Consider the following 19613-nt stretch of genomic DNA (forward strand, 5'->3'; position numbering starts at 1 on the left):
CCCCCGGGATCGCCGCGCAGGAGCGCCGACCGTGACTGGCCTCACCCGGCGGCAGGCGATGGGCGGCGCTGCCGCCGCACTCGCCGCCGCCAGCGAAAGCTTCGCCATGCCCCAAGCCGACTTCCTGCTCGTCAACGCCAGGGTGACCACGCTCGATCGGGCGAACCCCGTCGCCGATGCCGTGGCGATCCGGGACGGCCGCTTTCTCGCCGTCGGCCACGAAGCCGAGGTGCGCGCCGCCGCCCATCCCGATGCGGTGGTAGTCGACTGCAAGGGCCGGCGAATGATCCCGGGCCTGATCGACAGCCACATCCACGTCATTCGCGGCGGGCTGAACTACAATATGGAATTGCGCTGGGAAGGCGTGCCGAGCCTTTCCGATGCCATGGCGATGCTCCAGCGCCAGGCCCGCAACACGCCGCCCCCGCAATGGGTGCGCGTCGTCGGCGGCTTCACCGAACACCAGTTCGCCGAAAAACGCCTGCCGACGCTCGACGAAATCAACGCCGCCGCGCCTGACACGCCGGTGTTCATCCTTCACCTGTACGATCGCGCGCTGCTTAACGCCGCCGCGCTGCGGGCGGTCGGCTATACCAGGGATACGCCGAACCCGCCGGGCGGGGAAATCGTGCGCGATGCCGCGGGCAACCCTACCGGCCTGCTGCTGGCCCAGCCGAACGCGACCATCCTCTATGCCACGCTCGCCAAGGGGCCGAAGCTGCCGGAGGAATATCAGCGCAATTCGACGCGCCATTTCATGCGCGAGCTGAACGGACTTGGCGTCACCAGCGTGATCGATGCAGGTGGCGGCTATCAGAACTATCCCGACGACTATGCAATCATCGAGCGGCTGCATGCCGATGGCGAGCTCACGCTGCGGATCGCCTACAGCCTCTTCACGCAACGCCCAAAGGAAGAGCTGCAGGACTTTGCCAACTGGTCGACGAAAGTCCGGCCGGGCGACGGCGACGACACCTATCGGCACAACGGCGCCGGCGAAATGCTGGTCTATTCGGCCGCCGACTTCGAGGATTTCCGCGTCGAGCGCCCCGACATGCCTCCCAATATGGAAGGCGACCTCGAACCCGTGATCCGGCTGCTGGCCGAGCGCCGCTGGCCATGGCGGCTGCACGCGACATACGATCAGACGATCGGCCGCGCGCTCGACGTGTTCGAAAAGGTCAATCGCGACGTGCCGCTCGCCGGGCTCAACTGGTTTTTCGACCATGCCGAGACGATCAGCGAACGCAACATCGATCGCATCGCCGCATTGGGCGGCGGCATCGCGGTCCAGCACCGCATGGCATTCCAGGGCGAGTATTTCGTCGAACGTTATGGCGCCAAGGCCGCGGAGGCGACGCCGCCGATCCGGCGAATGCTCGATGCGGGGCTCGCCGTCGGCGCCGGCACCGATGCGACGCGCGTGGCGAGCTACAATCCCTGGGTGTCGCTGTCCTGGCTCGTCACCGGCCGCACCCTCGGCGGGACGCCGCTCTATCCGGCGCGAAACCGCCTCGATCGCGAGACCGCGCTGCGGCTTTGGACCGAACGCAACACCTGGTTCTCCAATGAGGTGGGCAAGAAGGGGCAGATCAAGGCCGGCCAGCTTGCCGACCTGGCGCTGCTCTCCGACGACTATTTCGCGGTGCCCGAACGCGAGATCGTCCATCTTCGCGCGGTACTGACCGTGCTGGGCGGCAAGGTGGTGCATGGTGAGGGGGACTTCGCCCCCCTCGCGCCCGCACTGCCGAAACCGATGCCCGATTGGTCTCCGGTCGCAACGTTCGGCGGCTATCATCGCGCGCCCGATGCGGCGCGCAAGCTGGCCTCGGCCTGCGGATGCGCCACGGCATGCGCGGTGCATGGCCATGATCACGCCGCCGCCCTCGGTGCCGTCGCGCCCGCTGCCGACGTCCAGAGCTTCTGGGGCGCGTTCGGCTGTGGCTGCTGGGCTGTCTGACGATGATCGGACTGCGCATCCACGCCCTGCTCGCCACTCGCGGGTTCGCCGTTGCCGCCACGGCGTTGCTTACCCTACCCTATTGGACCAGTGGGATCGCGAAGATGCTGGATCCAGCCGGGGCGCTTCAAGAGGCCGAGTATTTCCACCTGCAGCCGGCCGCCGCGATCGTAACGCTGACCATCCTCGTCCAGCTTGTCGGATCGCTGCTGCTGATCCTCGGCCGGCTGGCATGGCTCGGGGCCGGCATGCTCGGCGTCTTCACCGCGCTGGCGACGATCCTCGCCCATCCGTTCTGGGAGAGCGTCGATCCGGTCGCCCGCCTCCATGCGCGCAACACGTTCCTGGAGCATGTCGGCCTGATCGGCGGCCTGATGTTCGCGGCGATCGTGCGGGCGCGCGGGCAATGAGCGCCTCCGCCGAGCGCCCGCTCGCCAGCCCGGTGTTCCGCGCGCTTTGGATCGCCACCATCGTCTCGAACATCGGCACCTGGATGCACGATGTCGGCGCCGGCTGGCTGATGACATCGCTTTCCTCCGATCCGCTGATGATCGCGCTGGTGCAGGCGGCCACCACGCTGCCGATGTTCGCGCTGGCGCTGCCTGCGGGCGCGCTCGCCGACATCGTCGACCGGCGCATGCTTCTGATCGGCGCACAGTTCTTCGGGCTGGCGGGAACGGCCCTGCTGGCGGCAGCGACGTTGGCGGGCATCACCACTGCGCCGCTGCTGCTCGCGATGACAGGCGCGATTGCGGTGGGCGCCGCGCTGTCGGCTCCCACCTTCCAGGCGATCGTGCCTGAACTCGTCCCGGCCCCTGCCCTGCAACAGGCCGTGGCGCTCAACAGCCTGGGGGTGAACATCGCCCGGGCGATCGGGCCGGCCCTCGGCGGCGTGATCATCGCGGCCGCGGGCACCGGGGCAGTGTTCGCGCTCAACGCCGTCTCGGTTCTCGGCGTGATCACAGTCCTCGCTCGCTGGCACCGGACGACGGCCGCCCGCCACCTGCCGGCGGAACATTTCCTCGGCGCGATGCGCGCGGGCGTCCGCTACGCGCTTCGGTCGCCGGAGCTGCAGACCGTGCTTGTCCGCTCGATCGGCTTCTTCGTGTTTGCCAGCGCGCTCTGGGCGCTGCTGCCGATCATCGCCCGGCGCGATCTGGGCCTGGGTCCGGCGGGCTATGGCGGCCTGCTGACGTTCCTGGGGCTGGGCGCGATCGCCGGTGCGGTGCTGTTGCCGCGGCTGCGCAGCCGGATCGGCGCCAACCGCACCACCGTCGCTGCATCGCTGCTGCTCGCGGGCGCGATGGTCGGGCTGTCGCTGTCGCGTGGCTTCGTGGGCGCGGCTGCTGCGCTGACCGCCGGGGGCTTCGCGTGGATCGCGATGATGGCCGCGCTGAACGGCGGCGCGCAGTCCGGCTCGCCGGCCTGGGTGAAGGCGCGTGCGCTCGCCGTCTACCTGCTCGTCTTTCAAGGCTCGATGACGACGGGGTCGACCGCCTGGGGGGCGATTGCGGGCCAGATCGGGGTGCAGGCCACGCTGCTGGCCGCTGCGCTGGCGCTGCTCGCGGCGACGTTGCTGCTTGGTTGGCTGCGGCCGCTGGCGAACCTGGCTAGGCTCGATCTCGCCCCCGCGATGCACTGGCCGGCGCCGATCGTCGAGGGCGCGGTGGAGCAGGATCGCGGACCTGTGCTGGTGACGATCGAGTATCGCATCGATCCCGCGCGCGTCGACGAATTCCTCGCGGCGATGCAGGGCATGCGCCGGATTCGCCGCCGCGACGGGGCCATCGCCTGGGGCATCTACCAAGACGTCGCCTCCCCCAACCAAATACTGGAAACCTTCACCGTCGAAAGCTGGCTGGAACATCTGCGCCAGCACGATCGCATCACAAATGCCGATCGCGTGCATCAGGATGCCTTGCGGACGTTCCAGGCGGATGCCGCGCCCCCGCTGGTGCGCCATCTGGTCGCACCATGATCCGCCTTTGCCTCGTCGTGGCGCTGGTGCTCGCGCCCGGCATCGCGGCGGCGCAGGTGGCCCAGACCAACCTGCGCTATGACGAGGACTGGTCCCAAGCACGCGGCACGCCTGATCGGGACGCCCGCTGGTGGGTACGGCTGAAAGATCGTCCCCTGGACCGGGACGGCACCGCCTATCTTACGATCGGTGCCGAAGCACGCATCCGCTATGAAGGGTTCGAGAACAATAACTGGGGCCAGCCACCCTCTCCCGATGACGGATATCTCTGGCTGCGGCTGATGCCGCTTGCCGATCTGCACGTCGGGCCCGTGCGCACCTTCGTCCAGGGGATTGCGGGCTATGCCCGCGGTGTCGCCGCGGGTGCCGGGCCGGCGGACCAAACCGGCATGGACCTCCTACAGAGCTTTGCTGACGTGCAGTTGCCCCTCGGCGAAAGAACGTCCGTCACCTTCCGCGGCGGGCGCGAGTTGATCGCGCTGGGATCGGAACGGCTGGTCGGCCTGCGCTATGGCCCGAACGTCCCTCAGCCCTTCGACGGCATGAGGCTGACCCTGCGGCAAGGCGGTGCGACGCTCGAGCTGCTGCACCTTCGCCCCGTGGCAATCGGGCCCGGCAATTTCGATGACCGGCGATCGCGTACACGGCGGCTCGACGGAGTCTATGCCACCCTCCCGCTCGCGGAACGTGCGGGGGCAGATCTCTACTGGCTGGCCTATCGCGACGATGCCGCACGCTTCGGCGGCCGGATGGCGATCGAGCGGCGGGACACCCTTGGCCTGCGCCTGTTCGGCCGGCAGGGGGCTCTCGGGTGGAACTGGGAAGCGATGTTCCAACGCGGCCGCTTCGGCGATATGCCGATCAACGCCTGGTCGCTCGCCACCGAAACCAGCCTGCGCTTCCCCGCCCTGCCGCTAACCCCCCGGGCGCGGCTGCGTGCCAATGTTGCAAGCGGCGACCGGGACGCGGGCGATAACCGGCTGGGCACGTTCAACGCGCTGTTTCCCAAAGGCAAGTATTTCGGCGAGTTGTCCCCGATCGGTCCGCGCAACATCGTCAACCTGCATCCCAGTGTCGATGTCGATTTCGGTGACGGCATCACCGCCGAACTCGCAGCACTCACCTATTGGCGCGCGCGCCGCGCCGACGGGATCTATCAGCTGCCGGGGCAGCTTCTCCGCGACGCAGGCGGCAGCGATATGCGTCACATCGGCGAGCAGGTCGAGATATCGCTGGCTTGGCAGGCCAGCACGATCGTATCGCTCTCGGTTTCAGCCTCGCTGTTCACTCCCGGTGCGTTCCTTCGGGAAACCGGACCCGCCCGGCCGATCCGGATGTTCGGCGCGGAAAGCCTGCTGCGCTTCTAGACCTATCATGGGTAAACCGCGCGGGCGGGCACGGTGACTTCAATCGTCGTGCCGCGCGCTCCGTCCACGCGGATCGACAGGGTACCGCCCAATGCTTCGGCCCGTTCGCGCATGCCACGCAGCCCGAAATGACCGCTGCGCCCCCCGGCATTCAGCGTCTCTGCGGCGATGCCGCGACCGTCGTCGCGTACGGTTAAGACCAGCCGCCGCCGCCCATATCGTATCACGACAAGTAGCTGGGTTGCCTGCGCATGGCGCACCGCGTTCGACGCCGCCTCCTGCGTGATCAACGCCAGTTCGTCCGCCGCCGGCGAGCAGACCGCGCGGACGGAACCCTGTTCCTCGACCGACCACCGCAGCAGCCCGCCCACGACGGGCTCGATCACCGCCTGCAGCCGTGCGGAAAGGAAGATCGGCTCCGCGGCCTCCCGCAATGCCTGTACGCGGTCTCGCCCTTCGACCAGCACGTCCTCCGCACGATCGAGCACGGCTTCCAGTGTCTCGCGCGATCGCGTGCCCGGCGGCAATTGCTCGGCTGCCGTCTGGAAGTGCAGCATCAGCCCCTGAAAGCCCTGGAGCAGCGTGTCGTGCAGTTCGCGGGCAATCCGCTCGCGCTCGTCCAACTGGGCGCACACCCCCGCCCGCGCCCGTGCGGCGACCACCGCCAGCCGCCGGCGATAGAGCAGAACCAGCAGCAACGCGCCGGCAGCCGCACACAGCGCTGCGAACCACCAGGTCTGGTAGAAGCGCGGCGCGATGCGGAATGCCAGCAAGGCGCCGCGTTCGTTCCATACGCCATCGTTGTTCGCGGCGATCACCCGGAACCGATAGGTACCCGGGGCGAGATTGGTGTACAGCGCCTGGCGACGATCTTGCGCCTCGGTCCACGCGTTTTCGGTACCTTCCAGCCGGTAGCGGAAGCGGTTCGCCTGCGGATCGGTAAGGCTGAGCGCGGTGTAGTCGATCTCGAGCCGATCGGTGCCGGCGGGTAGTTCGACCAGCGCCGCCCCCGGTTCGCGGCGGCGGCCACCGGCCGTAAGCCCGGTGATCGCCACGGGCGGCGCCAGTCGGTTCTGCGCGATGCCCACCGCATCGATATAGGCCAACCCCTTGTTGGTCGCAAACCAGAGCCGGCCGGTGCCATCCTCGGCGATGTCGTTGCCGATCATCACGTTCAGGTTCGAGCGGGCACGGTAATCCTGATAATAGCCGAACCGCGTGATCGGCAGGTGCGCGCCGGGCCGAAGCAGCGCCGCCTCCAACGCCGCGCGCGATACCCGCAAAATGCCGTCATGCCCGATCAGCCAGACATGCCCATCGGCGGTTGCCCGCATGCCCATGATGCCGGTGAGGAAGGGATAGGATCGGGCGGTAAGCTGCGTCAGCCCGCGGCCGTCCCATCGCCCCAGCCCCGCCTCGGCACCGATCAGTACCGACGTGCCGAGCATCGCGAAGCTGGTGACGCTGCCGATCGTCTGCGCCTCACGCCGCCAAAGCAAGGTCTCACGGCCGCCCGCATACAGGCGCAATCCGCGGCTCGCGCGGGCGACGATCATCCGGCCGCCGGCGAGCGGCAGCAATTTGCTGATCGTACCGGTTTTCAGTCCGCCATCGCCATCGGCCGGCACCAGCCGGTTCCCCGCCAGCCGATACAGCCGGTCCATCCCGCTCCAGAACGTGCCTTGGCCGTCCAGCGCGCAGACGATCGACAGCGGCTCTCCGATATCGGTGACTTGGCGCACGCTTCCGGCGCGCAGGTCGAGTAGGAAGTTGCCCGTCAGGCTGAAGGTCAACAGCCGCCGTTCGTCGCCGCAAAGTACACCGATCGACTTGCGGGCGAACACCAGCCGCGGCGCGCTGCTACCGGCATCGATTCGGTATATGCCCGCCAGCCCGGCAATGAACAGCGAACTGCCGTCGCTGGTTGGGACGAAGCCGGTGACCAGTGCGTCCTCCAGCGCGGCGCGCACGATGTTGCTGGCGGAGAAGCGGTCCAACCCCGATTCCGTGCCGATCCAGATATTGCCCTCACGATCCTCGGCAACGGCAACGCTGAGGGACGAGGTGAGGCCCTGCCCGGCCGTCATCCGTTCCATACGCGAAGGCTGGCGATCGGCGAAAGCGATCCGGGCCAGCCCGTCATCCTGCCCGGTCAGCCACAACCGGCCCTGTCGGTCAAACCGCATGCCCCGCCGGACATAGGGCGTGTTCGCGCCCGCCAGCGGGAAGGTCGCCCCTCGCCCGTCGATCCGGCGCAGGCCCGCCTTGTCGCCAATCCAGATCACGCCCTGCGCATCCGCTGCAAGCGCCGCGTCGCTGGTCGCCCGCATCGGCAGCGTCTCGAAGCGCCGCGCACCCGGGCGCAATCGCTGTACGCGCGGTTCCGTGGCAATGTAGATGCTTCCATCCGCAGCAGCGAGGAGCGGGCCCATCGGACCACCGGCATAGCCCTGGGCGGCTCCGATGCGCGTCCATTTGCCGTTTTTCAGCCGCGCCAGCAGCAACATCCCGCGACTGTCGCTGCTGACCCAGATCGATCCGTCGCGCCCCTCGACGATCGCGTCGACCCCGCCGCTGGGCCGCCAGGGATTCGCGCCGCGCAGCTTGCCGCCCCGCACCACGCCGATGCCGCCAAAGTCATAGCCGACCCAGATATCGCCATTCCTCGCCGCCAGCAGCGCTGTTACCTGCAGCGAGCGGCGGGCGTCGTCCTCGGGATCGACCCGCTCGAAGCGGATGCCGTCAAACCGGTAGAGGCCCGTCGCCGTGCCCAGCCATAAGAACCCGTCGCGGCTCTGTACGATGGCGCGAATACTGGGCGGCGCACCGTCTCTTAACGTCCAATGGGCATGGCGGAGTTCGGATAGCGCCTGATCTGGCAGCACCGCGGCAGCGATGCCGGGCCAAAGCAGCAGGAACCAGGCGACACACAGCAATCGGCAAAGCGATTGCCCGCTCCGCTTTGTCTGCCCCCCAAATTCTCTGCCGACACCGCCCATCCCCCCAACGTTAGACGAGCCGGACAAGGCTTGCACTATCCGTGCGATCGAGCGTCACCTCGCCAGCCAGCGCCATACTCCATCGTTATGCGATTGACTCGCAATAGCTCTAATGATTAAGAGCCGCTCGTCACATGGGGGGAATAGATGAAGCTTCGCTGGCTGCTTACGACGTCGTTGTTCACTGCTTTCGCGCTGCCGCTGCCGGCCGTGGCGCAAGATGTGGCACCGCCCTCAGGCGATCAGAGCGAGATCATTGTCACCGGTGAGAAAGCATCGCGCACGCTGCAGGAAACCACGGCGTCGGTGAGCGTCACGACTGAGACCAAGTTGCGCGCCGAAAACATCCTTACCATCCAGGATGTGTTCAACCGCACCGCCAACACGTCCGAGACCTATGGCGCCTCGGGCTTTTCGATCCGCGGCATCGATCAGCGCGGCGTCTCGGGCGGCGGCGACGCCGCGACCGCCACCGTGTTCGTCGATGGTGCGCCACTGCCGCAGGATGTGCTCTCGAACGGCCCGACCGACATGTGGGACGTCGCGCAGGTCGAAATCTTCCGTGGGCCGCAATCGACGATCCAGGGCCTTAATGCGCTAGCAGGCGCCGTCCATATCCGCACGCAGGATCCGAGCTTCGATTGGAGCCTCAAGGGCCGCGCGCTGCTGGCGTCCTTCGACACGCGGCAGTTCGCCGTCGCCGGAGGCGGCCCGATCGTGCCGGGCGAACTGGCGTTCCGCATCTCGGCGGAAAAGCGCGACTCAGACGGCTTTATCCGCAACATCACCCGAAACGTGCCGGAAGCTCCGGTCGATTCCACCTCGATCCGCGGCAAACTGTTGTGGACGCCCTCTGCGCTTGCGGGCTTCGAGGCGCGCCTCGGCTATCATTATTTCCGGACGAAGGGCGGCTATCTCTTCACCTATGTCGATCGCTCGGTGCCGGATTATTTCGACAACCGCACCAATCCGTCCGATTATCCGAACAGCAGCAACGTCGATAACGATCAGGCGACGCTCGACCTGCGCTATGCCCTGGGCGGCGGGCTCTCGCTGACGGCGCTGACGACCTCGACCGACACCGATTTCACTCGCAAGTTCGATGGCGATTCCTCGGCCGCGAGCCGCGCGTACAGCGACATCGACGGGGGCGCGAAGACAGTCACGCAAGAGCTGCGACTGAACTATGAAGGCGATCGATTGAGCGGCCTGGTCGGTCTTTTCTACTATGACCGCGACCAATATCGCCGCTCGCGACAGGTGACGCTGGTGCCAACGCCGGGCAACACCATCGCCAATCTGCTCACCGGCACGCTCGGCGCGCAGGCGGCAGCACGGGTAGCATCGCTCTACACCGCGGCGCTGCCCTTTATTCCTGTCGATTATCGATCGAATTTCCCGACCAAGGTGCAGACGATCGCGGTGTTCGGGGATGCCCGTTACCGCCTGACCGATCGTCTGTCGCTGCTCGGCGGCTTTCGCTACGATCACGAACGCAACAAGATCGCGGGCGAGGCAGTGGCGACGTTCGTCGGCACCCTGCCCAATCCCGCTGCCTATGGCGCGCTTGCGCCCGCCTTCGCCGGCATCAACGCCGCCGTTCTCGGGCTGGTGGACGATGCCAACGGCTCCGCGCCGCTGGGCACGCGCACGTTCAACGCCTTCCTGCCCAAGGGTGGCGTGGAGATGGCGTGGACCCCGGACCTCTCGACGGCTTTCGTCGCCCAGCGCGGCTATCGCTCGGGCGGCAGCTCGTTCAACACCGCGCGTTCGCAGCTCTTCGCCTATGATCCGGAATTCACCTGGAACTACGAACTTTCGCTGCGCTCGGCCTGGTTCAATGGACGCCTCACCGCCAATGCCAACGCCTTCTACATCGATTGGAAGCAGCAGCAGACCAACGCGAATTTCGGCAACGGCACCTATGACACGCATACGGTGAACGCCGGCAAATCGCACCTCTACGGCTTCGAACTGGAACTGGCGCACCGCCCCTCGGGCGCGTTCGACTGGTATGCTAGCCTGGGCTATACCCGCACCAAGTTCGACGAATTTGTCACCAATGTCGGCTCGATCACCAACCTGTCCGGCATGGAATTTTCCTATGCCCCGCGCTGGACGATGGCCGGCGGCGCGAATCTTCGGTTCGGCGGGGGCTTCAACGCCAATCTCAACGCCAGCTATCGCAGCGCCGTCTACACCGACGTTGTGGTGCCGCAATCGTCGGTGCGCGTGGGCGATCGCACGCTCGTCAACGCACGGATCGGCTATGCCGCCGAACATTGGAGCCTCTCACTGTTCGCCAACAACCTGCTCGAAGAAAAATACGATCAGTATGTGAACAGCAACACCAACTTCGCCATCATCGGCGCGCCGCGCACCGTCGGCGTGATCTTGGAAGCCGGGTTTTGATCGGCGGCGCATTCCCCGGCGCGGCGGCCGCCATGCTCGTCGGCGCGGCGACGGGCGCATGGATGCTGCGCCACGCCTGGCGCCGGAAAGTGGGCAAGGCGCCGTGGCGATGGGTGGGGCTTTCCCTGTTGGCATTCACGTTGCTCTGGCCTGCCTGGCTGCTGGGGGCCGCCCGCGGACCTTTCGCTGCGCTTGCCCTGATCGGGGTCGCCGCCCTTGGCGTGGTGGCAAGCGGCTATACCATACGACCGGCAAAGGCTGGACGCGCGCCGCGCGAAGGCCTGGCACCCGAACCGGCAGAGCGCGCGCCAAGCCTGTGGCGTACCACCTTGCGTTGGTCACTCGCCGGGCCGGTGGGCATGGTCGCTGCGATGGCGGTCGGCATCAGCTATGCCGTCTGGGCGCCGGGTGCGATACAGACGCGGCTGCTGATCGGCGGGCTGCTCGTGCCGCTCGCCTGGGGCGGCGCGATGGCGTGGACGCTGGCCGACAACCGCATCCTGCGCGCCACCGCCGTGCTGGTAGGAACCGCCATTCTCGGCTTCGGCCTGGCCATGCTCCGGGGGCTCGCATGACGAAGACCAAGACCAAGACCACCACTACGGCTAAGAACGGCACCGGCTTTCCCTCACCCGATCTGGTCCGCGCCGTGCTGAAGGGGCATAGCGGGCTGGGCCTGGCCTTTGCCGGCCTGCTCTACCTTGTGTGCCTTACCGGCACGATCGCGGTGTTCGTCAACGAATTCCAGCGCTGGGAAAATCCGGGCGCCGAACGGATGGAGACGCTGTCGCCGGACGCGGCGCAGGCCGCCTATCGCGGGGCGCTGGCGCGGACGCCTGGGCCGGTGGAGCATGTCCTCATACTGATGCCCAGTGCCGCGCGGCCCTGGCCGACGGTGCGGGTGGATGGCGAAGGCGGCCGGCAGACCACCTGGATCGCCGACAATAGCGGCCGGATCACCGGCCAGATGCGCGACGGCTGGACCGAGTTCCTCGTCGGGCTGCACGTTTACCTGCACCTTCCGAAGAGCTGGGGCATCTTCATCGTCGGGCTGACCGGCGTCGCATTGCTTTCCTCACTAATTTCCGGGCTGCTCGCGCATCCCCGCATCTTCCGCGACGCCTTCCACCTCCGGCTGGGCGGCTCGCGGCGGCTGCAGGAGGCCGATCTGCACAACCGCATTGGCGTGTGGGCCCTGCCATTTCATGTCACCGTATCGCTGACCGGGGCACTACTCGGGCTCAGTTCGATCATCGTCGGCGTGATCGGCCTCGCCGTGTTTCAGGGCGATACCGCCAAGGTCTATGCGATCTTCACCCCGCCCCATCCGCCCGAAAACGCACGCACCGCCCCGCCGCTGGACCTGCGGCCCCTGTTCGCCCGGGTGACGGAACGCGCGCCGGGCGGCCGCATCGTCTATCTCGTGGTCGAGCACCCGACCGAACAGGGCGCATCCGCCGTGTTCGAGGTCGCGCGCGAAACCACGCGTCTCGCTAATGAAGACAGCTATGCCTTTGATCGCGCGGGCAAGCTCTACTACGAGAAGCAGGCCGCGCAGAGCAATCTCGGCCAGCAGATCCTCGGCTCGCTCGGCCTGCTGCATTTCGGCTGGTTCGGCGGCGGCGTCATCAAAGTCGCCTATGCGCTGCTCGGTCTCGGCCTCACCTATCTCGCGGTGGGCGGGGTCAACATCTGGCTGGCGCGCCGGCGCGACAAGGGCCGCCCGGCGCCGGGCTGGGAGCGCATCTGGACGGGCATCGTCTGGGGCCAGCCGATCGCACTGGCATCGACCGCCCTTGTCGGCGTCGCCCAATGGTCGGCCGCACCGCTGCTCTGGACTTGGAGCATCGCCAGCCTCGCCGCGCTCGGCGCCGCCGCACTGCTGCCGCCCGCGACGCTGTCGCGAATCGGTCGCCTGGCGACGGGGGCGCTCCTGATCGGGCTCGCCGCAGCGCATCCGCTCCGTCTCGGCACCGGCGACGGGATGGCCCTGATCGTCGATGCGGCGCTAGCCGTCATCGGCCTGGGCCTGGTGGCAACGGCGCGCGCCCGCTTCGCCCGCCCGAAGCGCGCGCCGCTGGCCGCATGATCCCGATCGCAGCGCACCACCCCCATCATGCGTTGGTCGTAGTTGCATGTACCAGGCGCTTTCAGCAGACATAAGCGCGACTTGAGGCGATATGCTGCGTTCAGGCCGCATCAATGCGCTCGGCGTTGGAGAGGGATTCGCCACACATGATACTTCGATCGATCACGACGGTTCTGGCGCTGACGTCCGCAAGCTGGGCGATGCCGGCTGCTGCGCAGGCGCCCCGCGTCGCCGGATCAAATCCGATCGTGCGCGACAAGTTCACCGCCGATCCTGCCCCGCTGGTGGTCGGCGATCGCCTGTACCTGTATGTCGGCCATGACGAGGCGCAGCGCGACGAAATGTTCAACATGCGAGAATGGCTCGTCTATTCCACCACCGACATGAAGCATTGGGTCGATCACGGCCCGATCATGAACGTCGCCGATTTCAAATGGGCGAAAAAGGACGCCTGGGCGTCGCAGACGATCCAGAAGAACGGCAAATACTACTTCTACGCCGCCGTCGAGCACGACAACACTCATCCGGGCAAGGCAATCGGCGTTGCAGTCTCGGACTCGCCGACAGGGCCGTTCACCGATGCGCGCGGGTCGGCGCTGATCACCAACCAGATGACGCCCAAGGGAACGCATAGCTGGGAAGACATCGATCCCACGGTGCTGACCGACGACGACGGCACCACCTGGATCGCCTGGGGCAATCGGCAATGCTATATCGCCAAGCTGAAGCCCAATATGATCGAAATCGACGGGCCGATTCAGGAAATCACGCCGCCGGATTTCGAGGAGGGGCCCTGGCTGCACAAGCGCGGCAAGCTCTATTACTTGACCTACGCTTCCCTCGATCGCTCCCGCCACCGCGACGAACGGGTCTCCTACGCGACGGCGCCTGCGATCACCGGGCCGTGGACCCCGCGCGGAGAACTGACCGGATCGGGCAAGTACAGCTTCACCATCCATCCCGGCATCGCCGAGTTCAAGGGCAAGTCGTACGTCTTCCTCCACAATGCGACGCTCAGCATCGGCGATCTCAATGGCGCGATCGGGCGACGGGCCGTGACGGTGGAGCATCTCCACTATAATGCTGACGGGACGATGAAGCCGGTCGTCCAGACGGATGCAGGCGTTTCCTCACTACCGCCAGCGGTAGCCCGCTGAGATCCGGACGGAGAAGCGCTATCCGGCACCGAAGAATCCCCGCTCCTCGCAATCACTTGGTAGACCCCGGGCCCGCCTGCCGTTAAGCACGACCTATGCGACGCTGCACCAGCATGCTGTTGCGGCTGGCGATTGCGACGTCCAGCGTCGCGCTGACGGCCTGCAATCGGCACCAATCGACGCTCGCCACCTTCGGCGAGGAGGCATCGGGCATCAACCGAATCACTCTCGTGATGGTCGTTGGTGCGCTGGTGATTGCTGCGGCCGTTGCCGGCCTGATGGCCTGGGCGGTACGGGCTCGGCCGGGGGCGCTCAGCCTGCGGCGCGGAGAGGGGCTGATCCTCATCGCCGGCGGGCTCATCCCTGCGCTGGTGCTGATCGCGCTGCTCGGCTTCAGCCTACCCTATATGCGTCCGCGCCCCGTCGCGGCGGCCGATCTGCGGATCGACGTCACTGGCGAGCAATTCTGGTGGCGCGTCGCCTATCGTCCGCAGAACGGCGGCGCGGTGACGAGCGCGAACGAAATTCGCATCCCCGTCGGCCGTACCGTGCTGTTCCGGCTGGCGGGCGGCGACGTGGTCCATAGCTTCTGGATTCCCGGGCTAGCGGGCAAGATGGACATGATCCCGGGCCGCACCAACGACCTGCCGGTCCGCGCAACCCGGCCGGGGCGCTTCCGGGGCCAGTGCACCGAATTCTGTGGCCTGTCCCACGCGCTGATGGCGTTCGACGTTGTGGCGATGGAGCCCGCTGCGTTCGATCGCTGGCTTGCCGAGCAGCGCCGGCCCGCGGCGGCGACAGGCGGAACGCCCGGCGCGGCGCTGTTCGCGCAGCACGGCTGCGGCGGCTGCCACGCGATCCGGGGCACCGCGGCCCAAGGCACGATCGGGCCGGACCTGACCCATATCGGCAGCCGCCCGACGGTGGCCGCCGGCACGCTGCCCAACCAGCCGGCGGCCCTCGCCCGGTTCATCCGCACGCCTGCTGCCGTGAAACCCGGCGCCCGGATGCCGAGTTACCCACAGATGCCCGAAGCAGAAGCCCGCGCCATCGCCCAGTATCTCGGTACGCTGGAATGAGCCTGCACGATCAGGACGATCCCGAACTGCGCCGGGCGCAGGAGCAGCGGCTGCGCGCGGTATGGGAGCCGCCCAAGGGCCTGTTTCTGCGGTGGAGCGATACCAACAACAACGCCGTCGGCCCCTGGTACACGCTTACCGCCTTTGCCTTCATGCTGTTCGCCGGGGTGCTGGCGCTGATCATGCGCGCGCAGCTGGCCGTTCCGGAGAACGACCTCGTCTCCGCCAACACCTTCAACCAGCTGTTCACCCTACACGGGTCGGCGATGATGTTCCTGTTCGCGGTGCCGATGTTCGAGGCGGTCTCGATCATCCTGCTGCCGCAATTGCTCGGCGCGCGCGACCTGCCCTTCCCGCGCCTCTCCGCCTTCGGCTATTGGAGCTTCCTGATCGGCGGCGTGTTCGTGCTCGGCTCGATCTTCTTCAACGCCGCGCCGGATGGCGGCTGGTTCATGTATCCGCCGCTCACCACCCGCACCGACCTGTCCGGGCTCGGTGCCGATATCTGGATGCTGGGGCTGTCGTTCATCGAGGTCTCGTCCGTCGCGGCGGCGGTGGAACTGATCGTCGGCGTGCTGAAATGCCGGCCGCCGGGCATGCGTCTCAATCTGATGCCGCTCTATGCCTGGTACATCCTGGTTGTGGCGGTGATGATCCTGTTCGCCTTCCCGCCGCTGATCGCGGGCGATTTGCTGTTCGAGATGGAGCGGCTGCTCGGCTGGCCGTTCTTCGATGCGAGCCGCGGCGGCGATCCGCTCTTGTGGCAGCACCTGTTCTGGATCTTCGGGCACCCCGAAGTCTATGTGATCTTCCTGCCCTCAATCGCGCTGTTCGCGATGCTGATCCCCACCTTCGCGCAGCGGCATTTGCTCGGCTATCCCTATATCGTGCTGGCGGCGGTGGGCACCGCCTTCCTCAGCTTCGGGCTGTGGGTGCACCATATGTTCGCGACCGGGCTGCCCAAGATCAGCCTCGCCTTCTTCTCGGCGGCGAGCCAGGCAGTGGTGATCCCCACCGGCATCCAGATCTTCGCCTTCATCGCCACGCTTGCGGCAGGCCGGGTGATCTTCTCGACGCCGCTGCTTTACGCCACCGGCAGCCTCGCCATTTTCGTGATTGGCGGGCTCACCGGCGTCATGGTCGCGATCGTGCCGTTCGACTGGCAGGCGCACGACACCTATTTCGTTGTAGCGCACCTCCATTACGTGCTGATCGGCGGCACGCTGATGCCGCTGTTCGCCGGCCTCTATTACTATTGGCCGCTGGTTACGGGGAAGAAGCTGAGCGACCGTATCGGCCGCACCGCCTTCTGGATCCTGTTCGCCGGCGCGAACCTCGCTTTCTTCCCTATGCACCTGTCCGGGCTGATGGGCATGCCGCGCCGGGTATTCACCTATCCGGCCGAACTGGGACTGCAGGGGCTCAACATGGCCTCGACGATCGGCGCCTTCCTGTTCGCATTTGGCGTCCTGCTGATCGTCATCGATCTGCTGCGCTCGCCCTGGCGGCCACAGGCGGAGCGCAACCCTTGGAAGGCGGGCACGCTCGAATGGCTGGCGACGCCCAAGGGCGAGCAATGGGGCATCCGTTCGATCCCGCTCATCGAGACGCGCTATCCGATCTGGGACCAGCCCGATTTCGTCCGCAAGGTCGACGAAGGCCGCTTCTTCCTGCCCGATGCGGAGGAAGGCCGGCGCGAGACGATGATCACGTCGGTGCTCGATGCCCGCCCCGTCGCCGTGCTGCGGCTGCCGAGCACGTCCTTCGTCCCGATGGCGACGGCGGCGGCACTGGGCGGGGTGTTCATCCTGACCACCTATCACCTGTACTGGGCGGCGCTGACCGCCGGTTTCGCCACGTTGGCGCTGGTGCTGGTCTGGCTTTGGCAAACCGCCGAGATTCCGGAAAAGCCGTGCAAGCCGATCGGCCATGGCATCGAACTCCCGCTCTACGTCGCGGGTCCGCAGGCGCCGGGCTGGTGGGCGATGTTCATCACCATGATGGCCGATGCCACCGCCTTTTCGGGCCTGGTGTTCGGCTATTATTTCTTCTGGACCGTGCATCCCCAGTTCCCGCCACCCGGCATGGACGGCCCGGGCATGTTCTGGCCGATGGTGGCGCTGGCGCTGATGGTGCTGAGCTGGGTTACGACGCTGGCCGCCCGCGAGACCAACCGGCGCGGTGCCTTGGTGGTAGCGCGGCTGCTGCTCGGTGCAGGCGCGCTTGCCGGGCTGGCGGCAATCCCCGCCGGGCTGGCGGGCCCGTGGCTGTCCGGCCTCGATCCTCAGCTGCACAGCTATCCGGCGATCGTCTGGACGCTGGCCGGCTGGACGGTCGCCCATGCCGCCATCGGCGTGATCGGTCAGCTTTATGCGCTGGCCCGCAGCCTTGCCGGCCGAGCGACGCCGACGCACGACGCGGATATCCGCAACGTCACGCTTTACCAGCATTTCCTGCTGTTCACCGCGCTCGTCACCTGGACGACGCTGGGCCTCTTCCCGGAGGTGCTATGATCGGGCGGCTGCACCAGCGCTTCCGCGCGCTTCGCGTCACTCTGTGGACGCTGATCGTGCCGCCGACGAGCTGGGCGGCACATTTCCTCTTCTCCTATCTCTGGGCGGCGGTGCGCTGCGCGAAGACCGGCCGCTATGTCGATGCGCCGACGGTCTTCTGGGGCGGCACCATCGCCGCGCTGCTGGTGATCCTCGCCTCGGGCTGGATCGCCTGGGTGCAGGCGCGCGCGCCCGGCGATCATCCGCCGCATGAATCCGGCACGGATAGCGATCGCTTGCGCTTCCTTGCCTATTCCACCCTGCTGCTTGCCGGGCTCAGCGTGGTCGGCGTGATTTTCACGGCGCTGCCGGTGCTCTTCCTGCGGGATTGCCGATGAAGGCCGCGCCACTCGCGCTGGGTGCCGCGCTGCTCGCTCTGGGCTGGGCAGTGGCGGGACAGGGGATGACCGGGCACATGGCGGCGCACATGATTGCGGTGGCGGTTGCCGCACCCTGCATCGCCGTCGGCCTGGCCGGCACCGGTGCTGATCCTGCGCTGCACCTGCCCCGCCTGGTCACGCCTCTGGCGATGAGCCTCGTCGAACTGGGGGTGGTGTGGAGCTGGCACCTACCCGCGCTCCGCGCCGCCGCCGCGCATTCGCCGCTGCTGCTCGCGCTGGAGCAGGCAAGCTTCCTGGTTGCCGGCGTCCTGTTGTGGAGCGCAGTCTTGGCGCCCGCGGCGCGCGCGATGGGCATCGGCGCGCTGCTGCTGACCTCGATGCATATGACGCTGCTCGGCGCACTGATCGGGCTCGCGCCGCGGCCGCTCTACCCTGCGATGGCGCATATGGCGCCGGCCGGGCTCGGCCCGCTTGCCGATCAGCAGCTCTCCGGCGTGGTGATGCTGCTCGTCGGCGGCGCGGCCTATTTCCTGGGCGGGCTGGCACTGCTCGGCGGGCTGTTGCGGCAGGAGGCGCGGACATGACCATCCAGGTCACCTGGAAGCGCGTCGTGCTGACGCTGGTCGGCATCGTCGCGCTCGCGCTCGCAGTCGGCTGGTCGGGCGCGGTGAACGTGGCCGCGTCGAGCGGGCATTGGCCGATCACCAACTGGTTCCTCCACTGGGTGATGCGCAACTCGGTGGGCACCCGCAGCGCACTGGACAGCCCCAAGGCTGCCGCCGATCCGCAGGGTCTGGTCAGCGCGGCCGGCCATTTCGCCGCCAGTTGCGCTGCCTGCCACGGCGCACCGGGGATGCGGCCGCGCGCGGTGTTCCAGGCGGCGACGCCGGCCGCACCCGATCTCGCCCGCACTGCGCCGGAATGGAGCGACCGCGAACTCTACTGGATCATCGATCACGGGGTGAAGTTCAGTGGCATGCCCGCCTGGCCCGCGCGCGACCGACCGGACGAGATTCGCCGCATGGTCGCTTTCGTGCGTCGGCTGCCCACCATGTCGCCCGCCGACTATGTCCGGCTGACCGGCGGCATCGCGGGCATCGCCGGGGCACCGCGGTTCGAAGCCTGTGCCGGCTGCCACGGTGCCGATGGCCGCGGGCGCGGGCAGCCGGACATTCCCGTGCTCGGCGGACAAACTCCCGGCTATCTCGCCGCCGCCCTGCGTGCCTATCGCGACGGACATCGCGGCAGCGGCGTCATGGCGAACGCCGCCGCGCTGCTCAGCGATGCGGACGTGACGGCGCTGGCGACGCGCTTCGCAGCGATGCCCGGCCTGGGCGGAGCGCCTGCGCGCGCCGATGCCGACGCGGCCCGGATCGTGGCGCGCGGCCTGCCCGATCGCGAGCTGCCCGCGTGCGCGAGCTGCCATGCGCCCGGCAAGCCCTATCCGGTGCTGTCCGGCCAAAAGCCCGCCTATATCGCCGCGCGACTGCGGCAGATGCGCGGCGACGACAAGCAGGTCGACGCGCGCCAGTCGCAGGCGACAATGCCGGTGATCGCGCGCCGTATCCCCGAAGCGATGATCGATCGCCTCGCAGGCTATCTGGGCAGCAGTCGACCACCGCGCGAGGCCGATCCGGCGAAGTGATCGGCCCGGGGCCGGGGCCCGCGATCGACCCGCT

General features: G+C 67.5%; 14 protein-coding genes. 13 read left to right on the forward strand and 1 reads right to left on the reverse strand.

Annotated elements, in window-relative coordinates:
* Positions 1–58: 58 nt before the first annotated feature.
* From ACNFJ7_RS05920 to ACNFJ7_RS05935, 4 genes are read left to right on the forward strand one after another with little or no spacing between them, the layout of a single operon-like run.
* Entirely contained in the window at positions 59–1960 is a 1902-nt protein-coding gene (locus ACNFJ7_RS05920) for an amidohydrolase (RefSeq protein WP_037513750.1), read from the forward strand.
* Between the two features lie 2 nt (positions 1961–1962).
* Positions 1963–2370, forward strand: coding sequence for a DoxX family protein (locus tag ACNFJ7_RS05925; RefSeq protein ID WP_019370099.1), 408 nt, complete (start codon positions 1963–1965; stop codon positions 2368–2370).
* Positions 2367–3938 carry an MFS transporter gene (locus ACNFJ7_RS05930; RefSeq protein ID WP_019370100.1) on the forward strand — a complete coding sequence of 524 codons (1572 nt, stop codon included), beginning with the start codon at positions 2367–2369 and terminating at the stop codon, positions 3936–3938. Before ACNFJ7_RS05925 ends, ACNFJ7_RS05930 begins: the two co-directional genes overlap by 4 nt.
* Positions 3935–5305, forward strand: coding sequence for an alginate export family protein (locus tag ACNFJ7_RS05935; RefSeq protein WP_019370101.1), 1371 nt, complete (start codon positions 3935–3937; stop codon positions 5303–5305). Before ACNFJ7_RS05930 ends, ACNFJ7_RS05935 begins: the two co-directional genes overlap by 4 nt.
* A gap of 5 nt (positions 5306–5310) precedes the next feature.
* Here ACNFJ7_RS05935 and ACNFJ7_RS05940 read toward each other — a convergent pair whose 3' ends face one another.
* Entirely contained in the window at positions 5311–8190 is a 2880-nt protein-coding gene (locus tag ACNFJ7_RS05940) for a sensor histidine kinase (protein ID WP_160327961.1), read from the reverse strand.
* 261 nt (positions 8191–8451) lie between these two features.
* On the opposite strand from ACNFJ7_RS05940, the gene ACNFJ7_RS05945 reads away from it, so the two are divergent.
* The 9 genes from ACNFJ7_RS05945 (at position 8452) to ACNFJ7_RS05985 (ending at position 19579) form a co-directional block, all read left to right on the forward strand.
* Positions 8452–10716, forward strand: a complete 2265-nt coding sequence (locus tag ACNFJ7_RS05945; protein WP_019370103.1) for a TonB-dependent receptor — start codon at positions 8452–8454, stop codon at positions 10714–10716.
* A complete protein-coding gene (locus tag ACNFJ7_RS05950; RefSeq protein ID WP_019370104.1) occupies positions 10713–11291 on the forward strand; it encodes a hypothetical protein in 579 nt (192 codons plus the stop codon). The genes ACNFJ7_RS05945 and ACNFJ7_RS05950 overlap by 4 nt, the downstream gene beginning before the upstream one ends.
* Positions 11288–12805: a PepSY-associated TM helix domain-containing protein gene (locus ACNFJ7_RS05955; RefSeq protein WP_019370105.1), complete on the forward strand. Its 1518-nt coding sequence runs from the start codon at positions 11288–11290 to the stop codon at positions 12803–12805. Before ACNFJ7_RS05950 ends, ACNFJ7_RS05955 begins: the two co-directional genes overlap by 4 nt.
* Before the next feature lie 146 nt (positions 12806–12951).
* Positions 12952–13962, forward strand: coding sequence for a glycoside hydrolase family 43 protein (locus tag ACNFJ7_RS05960; protein ID WP_019370106.1), 1011 nt, complete (start codon positions 12952–12954; stop codon positions 13960–13962).
* Positions 13963–14057: 95 nt separating this feature from the next.
* Complete coding sequence (locus ACNFJ7_RS05965; RefSeq protein ID WP_236704506.1) at positions 14058–15041, forward strand: cytochrome c oxidase subunit II; 984 nt, start codon at positions 14058–14060, stop codon at positions 15039–15041.
* Positions 15038–17554: a cbb3-type cytochrome c oxidase subunit I gene (locus ACNFJ7_RS05970; protein WP_019370108.1), complete on the forward strand. Its 2517-nt coding sequence runs from the start codon at positions 15038–15040 to the stop codon at positions 17552–17554. Before ACNFJ7_RS05965 ends, ACNFJ7_RS05970 begins: the two co-directional genes overlap by 4 nt.
* Entirely contained in the window at positions 17551–17931 is a 381-nt protein-coding gene (locus tag ACNFJ7_RS05975; protein ID WP_019370109.1) for a hypothetical protein, read from the forward strand. The genes ACNFJ7_RS05970 and ACNFJ7_RS05975 overlap by 4 nt, the downstream gene beginning before the upstream one ends.
* Positions 17928–18518 (forward strand): cytochrome c oxidase assembly protein, encoded by a 591-nt coding sequence (locus tag ACNFJ7_RS05980; RefSeq protein WP_019370110.1) that lies wholly within the window; start codon positions 17928–17930, stop codon positions 18516–18518. The genes ACNFJ7_RS05975 and ACNFJ7_RS05980 overlap by 4 nt, the downstream gene beginning before the upstream one ends.
* Positions 18515–19579: a c-type cytochrome gene (locus ACNFJ7_RS05985; RefSeq protein WP_019370111.1), complete on the forward strand. Its 1065-nt coding sequence runs from the start codon at positions 18515–18517 to the stop codon at positions 19577–19579. Before ACNFJ7_RS05980 ends, ACNFJ7_RS05985 begins: the two co-directional genes overlap by 4 nt.
* Positions 19580–19613: the final 34 nt, after the last annotated feature.

Origin of the sequence: Sphingomonas sp. HT-1, from assembly GCF_048568905.1 — a bacterium.
Classification (GTDB): domain Bacteria; phylum Pseudomonadota; class Alphaproteobacteria; order Sphingomonadales; family Sphingomonadaceae; genus Sphingomonas.